Below are 21,590 nucleotides of genomic sequence, written 5' to 3'. Positions count from 1 at the left end.
TTTTTTACCTTATTTCCAAAACGTTTCGGGAATGGAACAATAAAATAATTCACAAACAATAGCGTATTGAAAGTAGGAGGAACCCATATGAACTACAGAGTGATTAAAGAAAACAACTTATTTCTTCTTACCGATGAGCAGGGAGATATCGTTTCAGATCATAGTTATGGACTTGGTTTATACAAGAATGACACAAGGTACCTTAGCAAGTTGAATGTGAAAATCAATAATGAAAAACCGATTCTTTTACATTCGGATGGATCCGAAAATTATATGTCTACGATTCTATCGACGAACCCCCACCAAGAGGAGGATGGAAATCTTATTTTCTGGAGGGAATCAGTAGAAATTGAACGTAAGCGCTTTATTTATGATGATGTGTTATATGAAACGATTACGACGAAAAATTATTATCCAAAGCCCGTATCGTTTGAGTTGAATGTGGAAGTCGATGTGGACTTCAACGATATGTTTATTGTACGCGGATTTCAAACTGGAAACGTAGGAAAGAGAACAGGTCAGAAAGTGGAGGATCAGTCCCTCACCTTCCAATATGAAGGAACAGACGATATCAATCGTGCCACAAGAATTCAGTGGGATGCCAAAGCGAAAAACGTTAAGGAAAATGGGGAGATTACCTTCCAAGTAGAGCTTCAGCATGAGGAAGAACAGTCTATTACATTTATAATCGTTCCACTGGAAAATGTAGAAACGAGAGATGACATTTTACCTGTCGAAGAGGCTCTTCAAAAATTAAAAGTCTCTTATAAAGAATGGTCTGCTCAGTTAACGAAGGTAGAAACGGATTGCCGGCCGCTTCAACGCCTGGTGGAGAGAGGATTATCAGATCTTCGTGTACTGCTGACGGACACTGGATACGGAAAGTTTCCTGTAGCTGGTCTGCCTTGGTTCGGAGTTCCGTTCGGTAGAGACAGTCTCATTGCGGCCCTGCAAATGATTGCGTTTCAACCACAGGTTGCAAAAGGCACCCTGTTCACGATGGCCAGTGAGCAAGGAACGAAGGTGGATCCTTGGAGAGACGAACAGCCAGGAAAGATCATGCATGAAATTCGATACGGAGAGCTTGCGAATACGAACCAAATTCCGTTCACGCCTTATTACGGAACGATTGATGCAACACCGTTATTCCTGGTTCTTTTAACAGAGTACGTGAAATGGACGGGTGACTTGGATACGTTCCACAAGCTTGAAGACAATGTGAAGAGAGCGCTTGAGTGGATCGACCAGTACGGAGATCGTGATGGAGATCTATTCGTTGAGTACCATCAGGAATCATCAAAGGGAATCGCCAACCAAGGCTGGAAGGATTCAGGGGACTCCATCGTTCATCGAAACGGGGATTACGCTGATACGCCTATTGCCTTAGTAGAGGTTCAAGGCTATGTGTATCAGGCGAAACGTGGATTGGCTGCTGTTTATGAAACACTGGAGAATAATGAAACAGCTTCAAGATTAAATACAGAAGCGAAAAACCTGCAAGAACGATTTGAACAGGAGTTCTGGATGGATGACCTGGAATTCTACGCCATCGCCCTTGATCAAAACAAAGAAAAGGTAGGTACGATTACGTCCAATCCAGGACATGTTTTATATTCGGAAATGATGTCAGGGAACCGCGCTGAAAAAGTAAGTCAAACGCTAACGAATGACAAAATGTTTTCAGGATACGGAATTCGTACCATGGGGAAAGGTGAAGCTGGTTATAACCCGATGAGCTATCACGATGGAAGCATTTGGCCCCATGATAACAGCATGACTCTCCTTGGGTTAAGTAAGTTAGGATTTACCGAAGAATCGAAGAGGGTGATGAATGGACTGATTGATGCATCCCGCCACTTCGAGTACGACCGCTTGCCGGAATTGTTCTGTGGATATGAGTCTGCCATTGGGAAGGCTGTAAAGTATCCGGTTGCTTGTTCTCCACAGGCATGGGCAGCGGGGACACCACTTGTATTTATTCAATCACTATTAGGGTTGTTTCCAAACAGCCTGACAAAAGAAATACATCTCAATCCGATTTTACTTGATGAGATGAACATATTGACGGTGCATGATATTACGATTGGTGATGGAGTACTGTCTCTTTCCTTAACACGAAAAGGAGACAAAGTAGAAACCACCATTTTAGAAAACTCAACAGGCTACGACATTGTGAAAGAAAAGCAAACAGTGTAAACACATCCAGGAATAACAATCCTATTTTAAATAAATCAAAAAAGGGGTTATGAAAATGGCGAAGAAGAAATGGATCGCGAGTCTAGGCATTACGACGATGTTAGTGGGGACGGTTCTTTCAGGGTGCAGTGGATCAGACGAGAAGACTAGTTCAAATGGGGCAGATGGTGAGAAAGTCGAAATCACTCTTGCCGGCTGGGGAGGAAATCCTTCTGAACAGAAGCTTTTGACTCAAACGATCGCTGACTTTGAAGAAAAACATCCAAATATTGATGTAAAGCACGAAGTCATTTCTGAGCAGTATATGGACGTATTGAAAACACGTCTGATTGGTGGGGAAGGTCCTGACGTTTTCTATTTGGATGCATTGGAAGCTCCTGCCCTGATTGAAACGGGGGTTGTGGAGCCGCTGGATGATTACGTAACGGAAGACTTCGATGTCAAGGATTTCGAGAAGCCGATGCTTGAAGCGTTCCAGGTTGACGGGAAGACATATGGTTTTCCGAAAGACTATTCGACTCTAGCCTTATTCTATAACAAGAAGATGTTTGAAGAAGCAGGAGTGGAAGTTCCGAAAACATGGGATGAACTCCGTGAAGTATCAAAAGCTCTGACGAAAGATGGCGTTTATGGATTTGGGGTAGCTCCGGAACTTGCCCGTCTTTACCACATTGCTCAGGCAACGGGCGGGGAAGTCGTGAAGGATGATCAAGCGAACTTTGCTTCAGATAAAGTGGTCAATGCCCTTCAGCCGATCATCGACCAGCATAATGAAGACAAAACTTCTGCACAGGCTTCTGAAGTCGGAGCGAACTGGGGAGGAGAAATGTTCGGTCAAGGGAAAGCAGCTATGGTTATCGAAGGAAACTGGGCGATCCCGTTCCTGGCGGATACATTCCCTGATGTAGAATACGGAACAGCTGAATTACCGACCATCAATGGAGAAAAAGCAACAATGGCCTACACGGTTGGATATGTGATGAATGCGGCATCGGAAAAGAAGGAAGCTTCATGGGAGCTGATCTCGTATCTGACTGGTAAAGAAGGAATGGAAACATGGACGTCCAAAGGGTTTGCCCTTCCGACACGAAAGTCAGTAGCGGAGAAATTAGGGTATGACAAGGATGAATTACGCGGAGCACTAGTAGCCGGAGCACCGTATGCAACGGTTTGGGCAGAAGGAAAGAACCTGCCGATCATCATGAATAACTTCAATAACCAATTTATCGCTGCCTTCCTGGGTGACCGACCTCTGGATGAAGCACTGAAAGAAGCAGAAGAACAAGCGAATAGCGAAATTCAATAATCTTTTTAAAGGTACCTGGCACTCATGATTGTGTCAGGTACAGCTTTACCATTGGCTGTATTCTTTCTTTTGAGGTCTTGGACGCGGACCTGGGCGGAAAGAATACAGGTAATAGCTGAAGATTTTAGACAGATAGAAGGTAGGGATGAGAATGAACAAACAATCTTCTAAGAAGAGATTACAGGATGCAGGACAAGGTTACTTATTTATGTCTCCCACGCTATTTGTATTAGCGGTGTTTATTATTGGACCGATTCTTTATGCCATCTTTTTATCCTTTCATAAGGTTCAACTCCTTGGAGATATGAGTTTTGAATTTGTTGCTTTTGAAAACTTTGCAAGGATCATAGAGGATAATCGGGCTATTATCGCATTGAAAAACACGGCAAAGTACGTCCTGATTGTGGTACCGACACAGACCTTTCTGGCATTGGTTCTGGCTGCAACGTTAAACGCAGGATTAAAGGGTGAGAAGCTTTTCCGGATTGTTTATTTCTTACCGACCTTAACGTCTTCAGCCGTATTAACGCTGATCTTTATGTGGATGTATAACAAAGAAGGGCTGATCAACAACCTATTAGGAAAAGTAGGCTTACCGACTTATAACTTCTTAGGTGATCCTGACATTGCCCTGAATGCGATTATGTTGATGAACATCTGGGCAACGGCACCGTTTTTCATGGTCATCTATCTTGCTGCGCTTCAGGATATTCCGGACTCGTTATACGAAGCGGCTGAACTGGACGGAGCGAATGCGATCCAGAAGTTCTTCTATGTGACCGTACCGTTTCTAAGGCCGGTTACGTCTTTTGTCGTGATCATGGGGGTTATCGGAACGTTCCAGCTGTTTGATCAATCGTATATTTTCTCAGGTGGATCCGGTGGACCGAATAACTCGACGTTAACGGTAGTCCTCCTAATCTATCAATATGCCTTTAAATCACTGGGGACCATGGGATACGCAGCAGCACTTGCATTTGCGCTTGCACTTATCATCCTGGTGGCGACCTTGATTCAACGTAAATTCTCTAAAGAAGAATCACTCTATTAAGGAGGATGGAAGCATGAATTCGAAGAAAAAGGCGTTCAGTAAGCGTCTTCTATACATTGTCCTGATAGGCTATGCGATCACAACTCTGATTCCATTCTTATGGGCACTCTCCTCTTCTTTTAAAACATTAGAAGAAATCATTAGCGGAACGATGAATTTCATTCCAAAGAACTTCACTTTGGATAATTATAAACAGATTTTCATTGAACAGGAGCTATTTCCAAGATGGTTATTCAATAGTTTATTCATCGCAGTAATCGGGACGGCATTGAATATCATCTTTAACTCCATGTCTGGATACGCCTTGGCGCGCTTAAGCTTTCCAGGGAAGAAGGCATTATTCATCATGATCCTGGCCGTCTTGATGATTCCGGCTCAAGTCACGATGATCCCGAACTATTTAATTTTAAAAGAAATCGGCTGGCTTAACTCGTATCAAGGGATGATCGTACCGGCGATGATCAATGCAACCTTCATTTTCATGATGAGACAGTTCTTCATCAACTTCCCGAAGGAACTGGAAGAGGCTGCTCAAATCGATGGTCTAAGCCGTTTTGGAATCTTCTTCAAGGTGGTTTTACCGTTAGCAAAACCAGCCTTGGCCGCACAAGCAATCTTTGTGTTCATGGGATTCTGGAACAACTTCATGACCCCGTTGATTGTCATGACCGATACAGAAATGTATACACTGCCATTAGGATTGAACACCTTTAAAGGCCAATACGTCAGCTACTGGAACTACATCATGGCGGCATCCATGGTCTTTACACTGCCGGTACTCCTTCTGTACGCATTTTTTAATCGCTACTTTATCAAGGGGATTTCGTTTACAGGCGGGAAATAGGAATTGGAGGGCTTCTCATTTTGGGAGCTCTCTTTTTTGAATTATATGAAGAAAGGATATGAAAAAATAGAGGGGGAAGGAGGAATCTTTATGGGTTTACTGCTTTTTATGGTGATTAGGTTGTTGTTCATAGCGTTGGGAGTCATTTTGGCGGTGTGTGGGGGTTCATTTTTTCATCAGAGGTGGATTTATCAGCGAAATATTGGTTTTATCAGCGATATTTTGAATTTATCAGCGAAATCCGGATTATATCAGCGAATGATGGCAATCAAGGGTATGCATCAATCGAAATCGTCACTTCTCTCCGCCTCACATTTTGAGCGGAAATCCATTTACGGCGATATTCTGATTTTAACGGCGAAATTTCAAATATAACGGCGAACGGGACATTAAACCGGGTATATGAGGATGAATACTAGGTGCTAAAAAGATTAGTGCAAGGCACCAAAGGTTTCAATTGCATCTCTAAATGATCCCCAGGATTTCCTGAAGCCCCACAAAAAAACAGCGAACCCAACAAAGGTCCGCTGTTTTCCATATTAAAATTTACGCTCCTGCCCAAACATCCTTGGCAAATCGACCATCTTCTTCTAGTGATCGCAGCCAAGCGGCAGCTTCATCTCTCGTAGTTTGGTAGAAATTCATATAGCTTTCTACTAATGTGCGTTCCACATCCGGTGCCATTTTACCACCGTCTCCACAGATATATAAGCGGCCTCCATCTTTCAGTAAAGGTAAGATGTCTTCAGCGTTTTCCGCCAATCGGTTCTGGACGTACGTCTTTTCTTGACCCGGGCATCTTGAGAAAGCGGTGTGAAGGGTTACGATTCCATCTTGTTCGGCCTTCTCCAACTCCTCTTGATATAAGAAATCATGCTCGGGATTGCGGCATCCGAAGTAAAGGTGGGCTGTACCCAGCGTTTCTCCTTTTTCTTTAAGAATGCGGCGTGCCTGGATAAATCCTCTGAATGGTGCAATTCCTGTTCCAGGTCCGATCATGACGATGGGTGTTTCGACTTGCTCCGGAAGCTGGAAGTGCGATTGAGGTGTAGAGATAAAGCACGCTACCTTATCGCCTTCTAAACGTTGCGCCAGATAGTTTGATGCAATTCCTTTGTATTCTCCCTTTCCGCTCCATGCATCTCCGCGAACGACGCTGACCGTTATGCTAGCTTCTCCTTTTTTGTAAAGGGGGGAGCTTGAAATAGAATAGTATCTTGCTTTTAGCGCCGGGAGTAAAAGCAGGAATCCTTCAAACGGAATTTCACATGCAAGGTACTTTTCCACCAGGTCCAGCATGGTGATTCGTTTACCGAGAATTTCCCTCTTATACGTTCCATCCTCCAACAGCTCTTCAAGCTCTATTACATGGGGAGGACATACCGTGTGAGTCGCGAGTGCCCGGATTTGCGAACGGGTAGCGGGTTCTTGGAATTCCACATAATTGGAAAGTAACTCCTTAAGATTCACCGGCTTTTCTGTTGGAAGGTGGACTGCTTTTCCAGGATCTCCAGTAAGTTGGACATAGTCTTCGCCGTTCAGGTTGAATCGACTGAGAACTCGCTCAACAAGAGTGCTTGGATTCCGGGGAAGCACCCCAAGATGGTCTCCCTCCTGATAATCTACTCCCTCTGGAAGAGCCAACTCAATATGTCTTGTATTCCTTCCACTTTCCACATGCTGCAATTCAACATTCTTACTTACCACCGATGTAAACGCATGATGAGTGCGAGCAAGTGGTGTGTCACTGACATCACTGACAAAATTCATCGTGATCGAGCTGCTTTCTTCACCGTTTTGATGAAGTTCAATGTTCAATTCTTTTGCCAGATTTGGCCAAAGTGCTTCCGACCATTTCTCGTAATCCCCTTCAAAATCGTCGCTTGCATCTCCATTACCGGTTTTCGACAGGCGCTGAGCTCCTTTTTGTTCCATCTGCTCATCAATGAAGGTAGGGATGCGTTGGTACGTAGTCGCCCAGTTGTGATCGCCACATCCGAATACCGCATAGCGAACATCGTTTAGTGTTCCTTCCTCCGTTTCTCTGAGCCACGAAACGAATGCGTCCGCATTGTCCGGCGGATTTCCGTTATAGGAAGCAGAGACAATGAGAACCGCTCCTTCAGTGGGAAGCCCACCCGTATAAACATTTAAAGGAGCAACCTCGGTCATGAAGCCTTGTTGACGGCCTGTTTCAGCAAGATCCCGGGCGATTCCTTCAGCTGTTCCCATGTTTGATCCAAACAGAATATAGAGTGGTGTACCATGAGATGGCTTGATAGAAGCGTCTGCTTCTCTTTCTTCAGATTTCGCTTCTACAGAAGCGGCAGTCGTAAAGGACATATCCGGTTTCCGCGGTGAGACGCGCATCTTGAAATCTTCCGGCTTGAGGGTCAAGGTCTCTTTAACATCCAATTGATAGTAACTATGATCAATCAGGTCAAAGTGCTGCAAAACCATGCCAAGAACAAGAGTCGCTTCGTGAAGGGAAAACTGCTGTCCGATGCAGGCGCGCTGCCCGTTTCCGAAAGGTTTGTAAGCGTGATAGGGGATCGAAGACGGGTCCTCAAAACGCTCTGGTCTAAACGATTCCACGTCATCTCCCCAAACGGATGAATCACGGTGAAGCTCTGGAATGATAAGGGTGAATACATCATCTTTTTTAACTTTGTATTTCCCGTTTAATGTCGTGTCTTCCTTTGCGTATACGGAAAATGCCGGTGCTGTGGGCCATAGACGAAGAGCTTCATTAAGCACCATACGAACATATTTCAATTTCTTGACCTGTTTATAATCTGGAACGTCATCACCCAGCACTTCATCCACTTCTTGCTGTGCTTTTTTCAATTTTTCCGGATTATTCATGAGATAGTAAATGGCAAAGGACAGTAGACCACTCGTTGTTTCGTGTCCTGCAATTAAGAACGTAATGATTTGAAAACGGATGTTTTCATCATCCAACCCTTCACCCGTTTCCGGATCGATCCCTTTTAACATATGAGAGAGCAGGTCATCCTCTCCTTGATCACCATTTTGTTTCCGTTCCGCAATCAATTCATCAACAAGGTTGAACATGTATTGAATGTCTTCCTTGAATTGCTTTTTAGATTTAACCATCAATTTATCTTGAACACCAAGTCGCTGCGTTTGACTCATGGCTTCGTCCATTGCACGAACCATACTGTCGACAAATGGATGGGAGTTTTCCCGGTAAAAGCTGTTAAAGCGGTAATTAAATCCGCAGAGACCGATCGTATCCAAGGTTAAGCGAGTCATATCTTCAGGAACATCGATTTCATCAGCCGGATTTAAGCGGGCCCACTTCTGAATAAGTTGGGTGGCGAGATCGACCATTTTATCATGGTAGCCTTTCATTGCCTGCTGGCTGAAGCTTGGAAGCAGGATATTATGCGCCTTTTTCCAATTGTTTTCCGTCGTTTCGCTTGTGAAAAGGCCGTCGCCGCCAAATGCTCTTACTTTTTGCAGGGCAGGACCGACTTTCTTATCAAATCGTGTTTCGTCACAAATTTCTTCAGCAAGGGAGGCGCCTGATACAAACGTACTGATACGTCCCGGAAATTGAAACTGAAAGATCGGACCGAACTCTCTTGCAAGTTTCATATAGGATTGAAGAGGTTTGTCTTTATCGATGACCGGCAAACTGCCAAGAGGTCCATACGGCTTTGGCTGCGGTAGTTGGTTTGAGTTTATCATTTAGTAGCACCTCTTTTAAAAGATTTATAACGGAATGAACGTTCATTCCGTTTGATGCATGAGAAACCATTTGTTTCTCATACATGTAACCGTACAGCGTCCCACATACTTTCTTCTACATCTTCCAATAGTTTTGCTTCCGGTTCCAGCTCCCCGATGCGAACCAATCGTTGAAGCTCAAGAAACGCTCCGTAAACGATGGCGATCAAAGCGGAGGAAGGAAGTTCCTTGATTTCTTTTTTCTCTTTTCCTGAATCAAAGAAATTCTTTAGGATATCCAGGAGACCTAGAAAGCTATCATGACTTGCTTTGTCTAAAAAGTGGGCGCTGCTATGTGTTTTAATAAAATAAAGTGCTTGGCTTTGTTTTGTCGTGAATAGAATCATGGCTTTAAATATATGATGAAATTGATCCCGAATGGTTTCATCATAAGGGAAATCATTCTCAAGAGTTTCTGTAAATATTCTTACATACTCTTGAAAGAGCGTGTTGCCAAGCACTTCTTTATTTTCAAAGTAACGATAGATGGTACCGGCTCCGACTCCTGCCGATGTCGCAATCATTGGAATCGTAGTCGCATCATATCCACGCTCAGCAAAGAGTACCAACGCGCTTGATATAATGCTATCTCGTTTATTAACTGCAGTTGCCATAAGGATTCAGCCTTTCATGGTTAAATACGGAATGAATATTCATTCCTATTTATTGTATACCCAGTAAAATTCCATCTCAATCACACAATGTACCCAATATTTGTGAAGGTTTTGTTAACGGATGTGGAGGAGGTTCTAGTATGAGTCACTTTAAGAGGGGAGTTGGAATGTGTATTTGTACAGGTGACATTAGAAGTGTGATTTGCAATAAGAAGGGTACGGAAGCTTTTAGAGCCGGTTCCTGAAGATAACGAAAAAAAGCAAACCCATCTTTACGGATTTGCTTCTCTTCAAGTCTACTTTATGTCCTTAACCGATCTCCGCTCCACTAATTCAGTCGTCAGCTTATAATAAGGATCGACTTCCTCTTTAGCTAGCTTCTGAAAGATAAGATGAACAGCCAGTGCGCCGGCTTCGTATTTGGGCTGTCTCATGGTGGTCAATGGGGGAGATACGTACTCTGCCAGTTGAATATCATCAAACCCGATAATGGAGATGTCTTCGGGCACCCGGATATTTTTCTCGGATAGAGCTTGTAACCCGCCAATGGCCATTTCATCATTGGCAAAAAAGATCGCTTCGGGAATATCCTGTTGGGCAATGAGCATTTTCGTTGCTTTATATCCGCCTTCCCGTGTAAATCCACCTGATGTTTTCCATTTGGAGCGATAAGGAATATCATGTTTCTCCAAGGCTTGCTTAAATCCTTGGAAACGAAGTTCGTTATCATGAGAGTTATATGGACCGCTAATATAAGCAATATTCCGGTGACCTTTCCTAATCAGATGTTCCGTAGCCTGAAATCCACCCTCGACATTGTCGACTTCCACCTGGAGAACATGGTCATGTTTAATATCTCGGTCCAACACCACGATTGGGAATCCTTCACGAGTGGATTCCAATATTGTTTCGTCTGTTATGTTATGGGCTAGAATGATAACCCCATCGACCCGTTTTTCTTTCAAAAATTTAATAGCCGTAGATTGGGCACCGCCAATTGAACTGCAGGCTATGAGATCATATCCATTAGTAGACGTCACATCCTGGACGCCTTTGATTAATTCAGAATAATACGGACCTGATAAATCACTTAGAATCAAAGCGATGGTATTCGTGCTGGTCCGTTTTAAATCGGATGCAAGTCCGTTCTTTTGATAGTTCAATTGTTTTGCTGCATCCAATACCTTCTTTCGGGTTTCTTCGCTTACTTTTGTGCTGTTATTTAAAGCGTAGGAGGCCGTTGAAACGGCTACTCCTGAAAGCTTTGCTACATCTTTGATTGTTGCCATTTATTCACATCCTATGATTGCTATATGAATAGCGGTTGTTCATCTCTGTATCCTGCTATATGGTTAAATCCATTATACATTTATAGTAAAGAAGTTACACTTCTCCCCACCATTATTTAATCCCCGACATCGTAAAGCCTTCGACGATATATTTTTGGAAGAAAGAGAAGATGATGATAATCGGTACGACCATGAATGCTGCACCAGCCATTTGAAGACCAAAGTTATTCGCATATTGCCCTTGTAGGAGGGATAGTCCTACTGAAAGGGTATAGAGGCTTTCATCATTGGCAATGATCAAGGGCCATAAGAAGCTGTTCCATGCTCCGATAAACGTCAGGATTCCCTGTACAGCAAAGATCGGCTTTGCGATGGGAACGATTAATTTAAAGAAGATATAGAATTCCCCAGCCCCATCAAGGCGGGCTGCTTCAAGCAAATCAGTTGGAATCGTGGTCATAAACTGTCTGAATAAGAAGATACTGAATGCTGCTGCAAGCCCTGGGAGGATGATCCCGGCCATCGTATTGGTCAATCCCATCTCGTTCAAGATTAGGTAAACGGGAATCATCGTGACTTGTGCAGGAATCATCATGGTTGCAAGCACGATATAAAAGATCTTTTCTTTCCCTTTAAAATGAAACTTTGCAAATCCATAACCAGCCATTGCATTAAAGAATAATCCTAAGAAGGAAAATAAGACGATCACAAGGGTATTTCTCAGATACACACCAAAGTTCATGCTTTCAAATAAGTTAAGGTAGTTCTCCAATGTAGGATTCTCTGGGAACAGGGTAGGTGGGATTTGCAGTACTTCACTTTCAGGTTTGAATGAGCTTGAAATCATCCATATGAAAGGAATGGAAACCAGGATTCCACCAAGAATCATGAGTAAGGCAACCAGCGTTTTTTCGGTTTTTCGTTTCATTGTATTTGCTTTCATTGTTTCAGCCCCGATACTAATAAATTTTCAGACTTAATATTCTGTATCAGATTTTCTAAGCTTGAATTGGAAAAGAGTAATCAAAATGATAAAGATAAATAGAATAAAGGAACCTGCTGCGGCATAACCAAATTCACTGAATTGGAAGCCTTTTTTGTAGATGAATAATGCCATTGATATCGTACCGTCCAATGGACCGCCATTGGTCATGACAAATGGTTCTTCGAAGAATTGCAACCAGCCAATCAGGGTGGTGATCGTCACGAAGAATGTTGCATACCGCAATAAAGGGATCGTGACATTGAAAAGTACCTGCAATCGATTGGCACCATCCATTTCAGCAGCCTCGTAATAGGATTTCGGTATTCCTTGCAAGGCAGCAAGGAATATGATCATATTGATTCCGATTCCCTTCCATACAGCTAAAACAATCAACGATAGTTTCGCAATCGTTGGCTCTCCTAACCAAGGAATTTTATCCACATCCAATAGTGATAATAGGTAGTTGAACAATCCGTACTCTGTATTGTAAAGAAATCCCCAAATAACTGCGACGGCAATGATATTTGTGATGGAAGGCATGTAGTATACGCCCCGAAATACTTTGAACAACGAGCTTGTTCCGTAGTTCAGCAATAAGGCGATTCCCAAAGAGAATATAATGACAAGGGGAACGCCGATGACAACATAAAACAACGTATTAATGATCGACTTATGAAATAAATCATCCGTTATCAGCTTTGAATAATTCTCAAGTCCGATGAAACTGATGTTGGACCAATCAGCCAATCCTTTTAAGTCAAGGTCTGTAAAGCTAATAAAGAACGCTACTATAATCGGAATGATACTAAAGACAGTCAATATGATAACCGCAGGAGCTATAAACACATATGGATGTTTATTGTTTTTACTGAATTTGAATCCATTGCCCATGATATCCCACCTAACTCAAACTACGCTTCGTAAAGGTCAGCTTGCTAAAAATGGAGCTCAGGCAAAGGTGTGATCCATATGCCTGTAACTCCAAATGTACCTTACTATAACTTCCTAATAGAAGCGTTTGTTTCATTTATTTTCGATTTATTCTTCTACCATTTCTTGTGCTTTTTTATTAAACTGTTCTAGTTCTTTGTTTAAGTCAGCGTCGCCAACGGTTACTCTCTCAATAGTGGAAAGGAATTCCTGTGCGATCTTTTCAAACTCTTTGATTTGTGGAGAAGCTTTAGTCGATTTCAGTTGTTCCCCGAACACAGATAATAGTGGATCGTCCTTTAATTTAGGCTCTTCCCATGCTTCTTTTCTTGATGGAAGCGTATTCGACATTTCCAGCCATTCCATTTGTGTATCCACTTCATTCACATAGGAGATGAATTTAAGGGACTCGTCTACATTCTCTGAATTATGGAAGATAGAGAAATTCGCTCCACCCATGCTTGATGTATTTCTTTCTTTCTTCGGCATAACGGCCACTGACCATTTATCCTTAAGATCCGGCGCCTGGTCATTAATGATATTGATCATCCATGGACCACTAAAGAACATTGGTTTCACGCCATCTTTAAACGCTTGGACAATATCCATTCCTTCAGTCGTAGGGCTGATTCCTTCTTTAAAGTAGCTTGTATAGTATTCCATCGCTTCTTTAAATTCCGGACTATCGAAATTCATCTTATCTTTACCTTCAAATTCATATCCATTTTGCCATGCAAAGATAAACGGTGTGATTTGATCGTTACGGTCGATATCAAGACCGTATACATCATCGCCTCTGTCGTTTAACTTCTTCGCTGCATCTTTCATTTCATCCCAAGTAGCAGGAGCTTGATCGTATCCTGCTTCTTTTAACAGGTCAGTTCGGTAGTATAAAACACGAGTATCGATATACCAAGGAATCCCGACCACCTGATCATCATAAGTCATAGAGTCCGCAGAACCTGCGAAATAATTCTCAGGTTTAAAATCCGGGTAATCTTCTAAATATGGAGTCAGATCAAGCAACGCTCCTGCGTCTGCAAACTCCGGAACCCAGGTTGTTCCCAGTTGAAGGACATCAGGTCCATTTTTTGAAGCAACAGCTGTTAATAGTTTGTCATGAGCTGTTTCCCAAGGAATTGCTTGTACCTTTACTTTGATATCCGTGTTTTCTTTTTCAAATTCTTCAGCAAGTTTACTAAGCTTCTTACCTTCTTCACCCATTGCCCAGACAGTGATCGTTTTCTTCCCATCTTCAGAATCGCTTCCACCGCCACAGCCTGCTAATACAGTAGATAGCGCCAGTAGACAAATCATAAAGAAAGACCATGTTTTCTTTTTCATACCTTCATCTCCATTTCTATTAGATTGAAACCCTATTAAAAAAATTGAATCAGAGGTGGTAAGAGTTATTTTCTTGTAATGGAAAATATCTTGCCAGGTGTTATTGAAACGTTTCGATGACTATATTATAATCAAAGGTGTATCCGCTTTCAACACTTTTCTGAAAAATACTATAATTTTAAGTTTCATTCCATATTATACCTATGTGTAACTTATGTAATTTGTTGTTATAACAAGGTTTTTAGGAAAATAGTAGAGTTAGATTCTATAGTTGACTGACCAACCATTTACCTTTATACTTTTCTTCAATTGTTAATCGAAACGTTTCAATAATTTGAAAGAACCAAAATGAAAAACCCAATTGGAGGGTCTACTTATGAATGAAAATAAACTGACAGCATTACTTGACCAAATGACATTGGATGAAAAAATTGCTCAGCTTACCCAGCTCGCTACTCCTTTTTTTAAAGGGGCAAGCGATCAAGGTGAAATTACCGGCCCGATGGTCGACATGGGGATCGACGAGGAAGTTGTCCGAAATAGTGGATCCGTATTGGGAGCTTCTGGTGCAAGGAACGTTATGAACATTCAACGCATTCATATGGAAGAAAACAGACTGGGCATTCCTTTATTAGTCATGTCTGATATTGTACACGGTTTCAAAACGATCTTCCCGGTACCGCTTGGGATCGGATGCTCGTGGGACCTGGAGCTAGCGGAAGAGAGTGCGGAAATTGCTGCAAAAGAAGCATCGGTATCAGGAGTCCATGTAACGTTTGCCCCAATGGTGGATCTCGTTCGCGATCCTCGCTGGGGAAGAGTGATGGAGTCTACAGGTGAAGATTCCTTTTTAAACACCCAATTTGCCAGAGCATTTGTGAGAGGGTTTCAAGGGAAGGATCTAACTCACGACCATAACCGTGTGGCAGCTTGTGTCAAACACTTTGCCGCCTATGGTGCAGCTGAAGGCGGACGTGATTATAACACGGTTGATATGTCGGAAAGGGAACTCAGGGAAACCTATTTACCGGCATACAAAGCGGCTCTTGATGAAGGCTGTGAAATGGTCATGACCGCTTTTAATACAGTGTTTGGGATACCGGCTACAGGAAATAAAAAGCTTATGCGATCCATACTTCGAGAAGAAATGGAATTCAATGGAGTTCTTATATCGGATTGGGGAGCAGTGAAAGAAATGATTCCCCATGGTGTGGCAGAGAATGAGAAGGAAGCTGCCCTTAAAGCAATCACAGCTGGTGTCGATATCGAAATGATGACCTCGACGTATGTGAAATACTTAAAAACGCTGGTGGAAGAAAAAGCAGTAGATGAATCCATCATCGACGAGGGCGTTTTGCGCATTTTAGAGCTTAAACAAAAGTTAGGATTATTCGAAAATCCTTACCGAGGTGCAAATGAATTGCTTGAAAAAGAAGTGGTGTTGAGTTCTGAACACCGTGTGGCAGCTCGTAAACTAGCAGCAAAGTCTTGTGTTCTACTAAAAAATGAGAGCGTTTTACCTTTAAAGCGCAATCAGAAAATTTCCCTCATTGGACCTTTTGCTCAAAACAATGACATCCTTGGGCCTTGGTCATGGTTAGGATCCAAAGAAGATGCCGTGACATTAATGGATGGAATGAAGATGAAAGTGGAATCTTCTCACCTTACGATTGCTAAAGGATCTAAAATTGAATCGGTTTCTGAAGAGCAATTGCTTGAGGCAGAGAGAGTGGCGGAAGAAGCAGATATCATCGTTCTGGCACTTGGGGAGGATTCTGAAATGAGCGGGGAGGCAGGGTGCAGAGCGAATATTAAACTACCTGATGCTCAGCTGGAACTTGTTTCGCGATTGAAAAAATTAAATAAACCGATGGTGGCCATTCTATTTAATGGCAGACCACTGGATTTACATGGGGTCATCGACCAGGTCGATGCGGTACTTGAAGCCTGGTATCCTGGAACGGAAGGCGGGGCAGCGGTGGCCGACCTCTTATTCGGAGATGAAAATCCTTCCGGACGACTGACCATGTCCTTCCCATATAGTGTAGGACAGGTACCGGTTTACTATAATCACTTCAATACCGGAAGACCAAAGGGAGCACCGGATGCCCAGGTCCGTTATGTTTCACAATACCTGGATATTCCGAATGATCCCCTTCTACCGTTTGGTTTCGGTTTAAGTTATACCTCATTTTCGTATAGCGACATGACGATTACTGAATCTGTAATGACACCAAATCAGCCGATTACCGTTTCGGTTACCGTAACAAACACCGGATCTATGAGAGGCGAGGAAGTCGTTCAGCTTTATGTGCGGGATGTGAGCGGGGAAGTGATTCGGCCATTAAAAGAACTTAAGGACTTCCAAAAAATTGTGCTGGAACCGGAAGAGTCGAAGCAGGTTACCTTTACTCTATCGGAACCACAGCTTCGTTATCATCATTCAGATTTACAATTTGACAGTGACCCGGGGACTTTTATTGCCTATGCAGGCCCAAATAGCAAAGAAGGTATGGAGCAATCCTTTACATTAGTAAAATAGACGAAATGAGGGGAACAGAATGAATACTAAACATAAGCTTACATCCGGTGATCTTCAATTCACCTTTTTAAATAGCGGTGATCTTTTTGAAATAAACCATGCATCTACCATGATCAATCAATTATTGACGAATCCCATCGATGGCTCGTTAAACAATCTTTATTTACGAATCTATCAATCATCCGAAATTGAAATTGTTCCATTAATCGGTGTTCAATCAACGAGTGAGGTGCGATTTTCAGAAACGCAGGTGAAGTGGTCAGGGAACCATAAGACCCTTCAATACGAAGTTACCTTTACTTTGACACAAACAGGAGTTTGGTTCTGGGATGTGATGATAGATGGTCGGGACGCCGAGATCGATGTCATTTATGGTCAGGATGTAGGATTGGCAGATAAAGGCGGCGTCCGCTCAAATGAAGCTTATATGTCCCAATACGTGGATCACAAAGTATTTGAAGATGATAAAGGATTTGTCGTCTGTTCCCGTCAAAATCAACCACAATCCAATGGCTTTCCATATATCCAGCAAGGGTCCATCGGAAAGACGGTTGGCTACTCGACGGACGGGTTCCAATTTTTCGGCTTATCCTACAAGGAAACAAACCAACCGGAGATCTTGACGCAGCCTTCATTGGCGAACGAGGTCTATCAATATGAATTTGCTTTTACGGCACTGCAAACGGAGAAGGTCCGATTAACAGGACAAGAACATTTTGTCTTCTACGGTCTATTCAGAGAAAACCATTCTGAAGCGATCACGACGTTAGAATACCAACAAGAAGTGGAACATGCATGGAATGGAGTACAGAAGCTTAATGAGAATTTCAGTGCTCCTCTCGAGAAAGTGATTCTATCACCTGAGATTGGCGAACCCCTTCAAACGGAAGTAATGTCCAAAGAAGAAATTGACGGTCTATTTACTGAGCGTCATACGGAAGAATGGGATGGAGATCAATTACTATCCTTCTTTACAGCCACTCACGAACATGTCGTGTTAAAAGAAAAAGAATTGGTTGTTGAACGTCCTCATGGACACCTCCTCATGTCTGGGGGAAATCATGAGCTGAAGGAAGGGACCATCACAACCACTTCCTTCATGTACGGAGTATTCAACTCCCAACTCGTGATTGGAAATACATCGTTTAACAAGTTGTTAACGAATACCCGGAATCATTTGAACGTCATGAAAACGTCCGGTCAGCGCATTTATGTTGAGGATGAAGGAGTGTATCGTTTATTAACCATGCCTTCCATGTTTGAATTAGGCTTCAACTATGCGCGCTGGTATTACAAGACACAGGATGACACGATCATCATCACAAATTATACGTCGGTTGATTCCCCTGAAGTCCGACTGAACGTACGATCTGACAATGGAAAACAGTACCGCTTTCTTGTTTCGAATCAGATTACAATGAACAACAATGAATATGAAGTCCCTTATAAACTTGAAAAAAAGGGTGATATTCTCTACGTTTCTGCTGATTCTCAATCCGAAAGCAGCCAAACCTACCCTGACCTGTGTTACAAAATAAAGGTCGATGGGGCTGTCGTGGGTATGGGGAAAGAGGAAAGATTCGGTAAGAACGTCCCATCCGGAAGTGCATCACTTTGTGTACTCGACTTAACCGCGACATCAGAATGGACCATGACCATTCAAGGACTTCTTCACGGGGAAGATAGAGAATTCGAAAAGTCTGATATGACCGTTGAAATTGAGCGCTATCGAGAGTACTATCATCAAGTGATGAATGGGTTCAAGCTTTCTCAACATGGGGAGATTCCAAGTGAACTGGCCAAAGTCAATTCCTTATCATGGTGGTACACTCACAACATGCTTGTTCACTTTTCCGTACCACATGGACTTGAACAATACGGCGGAGCGGCATGGGGAACCCGCGATGTGTGCCAGGGCCCGACAGAGTACTTCATGGCCACTCACAACTACCAAAGTGTGAAAGATATCATCAAAACCGTCTATTCCCATCAATATGAAGACAACGGTAATTGGCCGCAATGGTTCATGTTTGACCGTTACTTCAAGATCCAGCAAGATGATAGTCATGGAGATATCATCGTTTGGCCGTTAAAAGTTGTCGGTGACTATATCGCTGCAACCAATGATTACAGTATTCTGGAGGAAGAAATTCCTTATACGAACCGGGATGGCTTTGATTTATCGGAAGGAAAGGCGACACTATTACATCATATTCATAAAGAAATCGCCTACATTAAAGAACATTTCTTGCATGACACATTCCTTTCGTCATACGGCGATGGTGACTGGGATGATACCCTTCAACCGGCAAACTCCCAGCTGAAAAAATTCATGGCGAGCAGCTGGACAGTAGCCTTAACCTATCAGGTATTGAATCAATTGTCTAACGTACTTGAGGGAGTCCGGGATGAAGAAGCTTCGGAATTCAAAGCACTTGCTTCAGGGATACAGAATGATTATAATCGCTATATTTTACAAAATGATGTGATACCAGGCTTCGTGTACATGGAAGATCCGGCACATGCAGAATTGATGCTTCACCCGACGGACACGAAAACGGGAATCGAGTATCGACTGCTGCCGATGAACCGCAGTATCATTTCTGAATTATTCACAAGGGAACAAGCAGAATCCCACTACAAATTGGTGAAGGAACATCTCTATTGCCCAGACGGGGTCCGATTGATGAACCGCCCTGCAAACTACGAAGGTGGAGTAAGCACTCATTTCAAACGAGCAGAGCAAGCAGCCAATTTCGGTCGGGAAATCGGACTGCAATACGTTCACGCTCATATTCGCTTTGTTGAAGCGATGGCGAAGCTCGGAAATACGGAGGAAGTGTGGAAGGGACTTGAAATCATCAATCCGGTCGGGTTGACTGAAGTCGTTCCAAACGCTGAAAGAAGACAAAGTAACGCATACTTCAGCAGCTCCGACGGTAAATTCAATACTCGATACGAGGCGCAAGAACGGTTCAACGAGCTGCGCGCAGGGACCGTACCGGTAAAAGGCGGCTGGAGAATCTACTCAAGCGGACCTGGAATCTACATGAACCAATTAATATCCAACTGCCTTGGAATCCGCCAAGAAGCAAAGGATCTCATCATCGATCCCGTTTTACCAGAGAAATTTGACGGATTGACCTTTGATTTTAAATTTATGAATCATCCAGTGACATTCACTTATCACATGGGAGAAGAGAGTACGCGTATTGTCGTTAATGGTGAAAAAGTGGAGATAGAAGAGATTTCTAATCGATATCGTACGGGTGGTATGAGGATAAAGCGAGAGGTTCTTGAGAGACTTTTGAGTGAGGGATGTAATCGAATTGAAGTGTATATTTAGGGGATTTGTAAAGGGGCAACCATTTAGGGGTTGCTCCTTTTATCCATTATAAGGAGATTTAGGAAAATGGGGAGAGTAGATACAGGTAGCATATTCTCAGTAAGATGTCAGTGTTTCCTAAAACCAATAATCGTATGTGGATTTTTGTGAAAGACCAATGAGCGGTAGAGGGAGCATCCACTCTAAAAAAATATGTAGTTTTTGTAAAAAATGTGATATATTATTGTGTTTTCCAGGTAGTTTAGATATAGTTACATAGATTGAAATTTTTAGGGGGAGATATAATGCAATCCATAAATGATATTGCCATCATTATTCCTGCCTATAACCCTGATGAAAAATTGAAAACTTTGGTGAATGAAATAGTTTCCGCTCATTTTTCTCGAGTTATTATTGTAAATGATGGAAGTAAGAAAGAGTGTTCCAGTATTTTTAAAGAGTTAGAGGAAATCGGAGAGTGTGTGGTTTTACACCATGGTGTAAATCAAGGAAAAGGCCGAGCATTAAAGACGGCTTTTACATATTTTCATGAAAATTATCATGATTCGATGGGCCTCATTACCATAGATTCTGATGGACAACACACATTGGAAGATATGAAAAAGGTTGCTGCTAAATTAAAGGAAAGTCCAACTAGTTTAGTATTAGGGTCGAGAAACTTTTCGGAAGAAAATATTCCATTTAGAAGCCGTTTCGGTAATAACCTGACAAAAGTAGTTGTGAAATTTGCCAGTGGTATTAAGGTTTCTGATACTCAGACTGGTTTGAGGGGGATTCCTACCTTATTTGTAGAAGATCTACTAGACGTTAAAGGCGAACGTTATGAGTACGAGATGAACATGTTGCTAGAATGTAAGAAGAAGAATTATAAGATTGAGGAAGTGAAGATTAAGACTATATATATTGAAGAAAATAAATCTTCTCACTTTAATCCCATCAAGGACTCTATCAAAATCTATTCAGTTTTTCTGAAGTTTATTGCCTCTTCTTTTGCATCGTTTGGTGTGGACATTATCTTGTTTACCATCTTTTCGTTCATGCTAAAAGAAGTACTTCCTGATTCTTTTATTATCGTATCAACTGTGCTGGCAAGAGTTTTATCCTCGTTTATTAATTTTATGATTAATAGAAACGTAGTGTTTAAGTCAAGTTCTTCGAATACCATCGTAAAGTACTATGCACTTAGTATCGTGCAGATGGGTATTTCGGCATTAGGGGTACACTATATTTATTCAGCTGTAAGTTCTGGAGAGGTAGTCATCAAAATCATTGTGGATTCACTTTTGTTCCTGGTCAGCTTTGTGATTCAAAGAGAATGGGTCTTTAAAAATGAAGTGGGTCGTCGAGAGTTGTTGAACAATGAATAACAGTATCTTTTCGTTTTTATTCC

General features: G+C 42.4%; 14 protein-coding genes. 8 read left to right on the top strand and 6 right to left on the bottom strand.

Going from position 1 to position 21,590, the window contains the following annotated elements; all coding sequences use genetic code 11:
• Positions 1-87 precede the first annotated feature (87 nt).
• The 5 genes from ACXAF2_RS14310 (at position 88) to ACXAF2_RS14290 (ending at position 5,772) form a co-directional block, all read left to right on the top strand.
• Positions 88-2,196, top strand: coding sequence for an amylo-alpha-1,6-glucosidase (locus ACXAF2_RS14310; protein ID WP_475139609.1), 2,109 nt, complete (start codon positions 88-90; stop codon positions 2,194-2,196).
• Between the two features lie 55 nt (positions 2,197-2,251).
• Positions 2,252-3,502: an ABC transporter substrate-binding protein gene (locus ACXAF2_RS14305; protein ID WP_475139607.1), complete on the top strand. Its 1,251-nt coding sequence runs from the start codon at positions 2,252-2,254 to the stop codon at positions 3,500-3,502.
• A 151-nt stretch (positions 3,503-3,653) separates the two neighbouring features.
• Positions 3,654-4,553: a carbohydrate ABC transporter permease gene (locus ACXAF2_RS14300; RefSeq protein WP_475139605.1), complete on the top strand. Its 900-nt coding sequence runs from the start codon at positions 3,654-3,656 to the stop codon at positions 4,551-4,553.
• Positions 4,554-4,566: 13 nt separating this feature from the next.
• A complete protein-coding gene (locus ACXAF2_RS14295) occupies positions 4,567-5,397 on the top strand; it encodes a carbohydrate ABC transporter permease (protein ID WP_475139603.1) in 831 nt (276 codons plus the stop codon).
• Between the two features lie 90 nt (positions 5,398-5,487).
• Complete coding sequence (locus tag ACXAF2_RS14290) at positions 5,488-5,772, top strand: hypothetical protein (protein ID WP_475139601.1); 285 nt, start codon at positions 5,488-5,490, stop codon at positions 5,770-5,772.
• A 171-nt stretch (positions 5,773-5,943) separates the two neighbouring features.
• Here the strand turns inward: ACXAF2_RS14290 and ACXAF2_RS14285 are convergent, their stop codons facing one another.
• The 6 genes from ACXAF2_RS14285 to ACXAF2_RS14260 form a co-directional block, all read right to left on the bottom strand.
• On the bottom strand, positions 5,944-9,111 hold the full coding sequence (locus ACXAF2_RS14285) for a bifunctional cytochrome P450/NADPH--P450 reductase (protein WP_475139599.1): 3,168 nt from the start codon (positions 9,109-9,111) through the stop codon (positions 5,944-5,946).
• A 77-nt stretch (positions 9,112-9,188) separates the two neighbouring features.
• Positions 9,189-9,764, bottom strand: a complete 576-nt coding sequence (locus ACXAF2_RS14280; RefSeq protein ID WP_475139597.1) for a TetR/AcrR family transcriptional regulator — start codon at positions 9,762-9,764, stop codon at positions 9,189-9,191.
• Between the two features lie 296 nt (positions 9,765-10,060).
• Positions 10,061-11,053, bottom strand: a complete 993-nt coding sequence (locus ACXAF2_RS14275) for a LacI family DNA-binding transcriptional regulator (protein ID WP_475139595.1) — start codon at positions 11,051-11,053, stop codon at positions 10,061-10,063.
• A gap of 112 nt (positions 11,054-11,165) precedes the next feature.
• Positions 11,166-11,996 (bottom strand): carbohydrate ABC transporter permease, encoded by an 831-nt coding sequence (locus tag ACXAF2_RS14270; protein WP_113971086.1) that lies wholly within the window; start codon positions 11,994-11,996, stop codon positions 11,166-11,168.
• Positions 11,997-12,029: 33 nt separating this feature from the next.
• Complete coding sequence (locus ACXAF2_RS14265) at positions 12,030-12,929, bottom strand: carbohydrate ABC transporter permease (protein ID WP_148967978.1); 900 nt, start codon at positions 12,927-12,929, stop codon at positions 12,030-12,032.
• A gap of 147 nt (positions 12,930-13,076) precedes the next feature.
• A complete protein-coding gene (locus ACXAF2_RS14260; protein ID WP_475139593.1) occupies positions 13,077-14,312 on the bottom strand; it encodes a sugar ABC transporter substrate-binding protein in 1,236 nt (411 codons plus the stop codon).
• 376 nt (positions 14,313-14,688) lie between these two features.
• Here ACXAF2_RS14260 and ACXAF2_RS14255 point away from each other — a divergent pair, with 376 nt between their 5' ends.
• The 3 genes from ACXAF2_RS14255 to ACXAF2_RS14245 all read left to right on the top strand — a co-directional run bounded on the left by ACXAF2_RS14255 (position 14,689) and on the right by ACXAF2_RS14245 (position 21,567).
• Positions 14,689-16,854 carry a glycoside hydrolase family 3 N-terminal domain-containing protein gene (locus tag ACXAF2_RS14255; RefSeq protein WP_475139591.1) on the top strand — a complete coding sequence of 722 codons (2,166 nt, stop codon included), beginning with the start codon at positions 14,689-14,691 and terminating at the stop codon, positions 16,852-16,854.
• Positions 16,855-16,873: 19 nt separating this feature from the next.
• Complete coding sequence (locus ACXAF2_RS14250) at positions 16,874-20,200, top strand: GH36-type glycosyl hydrolase domain-containing protein (RefSeq protein ID WP_475139589.1); 3,327 nt, start codon at positions 16,874-16,876, stop codon at positions 20,198-20,200.
• A 284-nt stretch (positions 20,201-20,484) separates the two neighbouring features.
• Positions 20,485-21,567 (top strand): glycosyltransferase, encoded by a 1,083-nt coding sequence (locus tag ACXAF2_RS14245; RefSeq protein WP_475139587.1) that lies wholly within the window; start codon positions 20,485-20,487, stop codon positions 21,565-21,567.
• Positions 21,568-21,590 lie beyond the last annotated feature (23 nt).

It is taken from the genome of Rossellomorea sp. ABR4_004, from assembly GCF_056159585.1.
The sequence above is the reverse complement of the archived record's forward strand: the minus strand, read 5'-3'. Positions and strand labels throughout refer to the sequence as shown.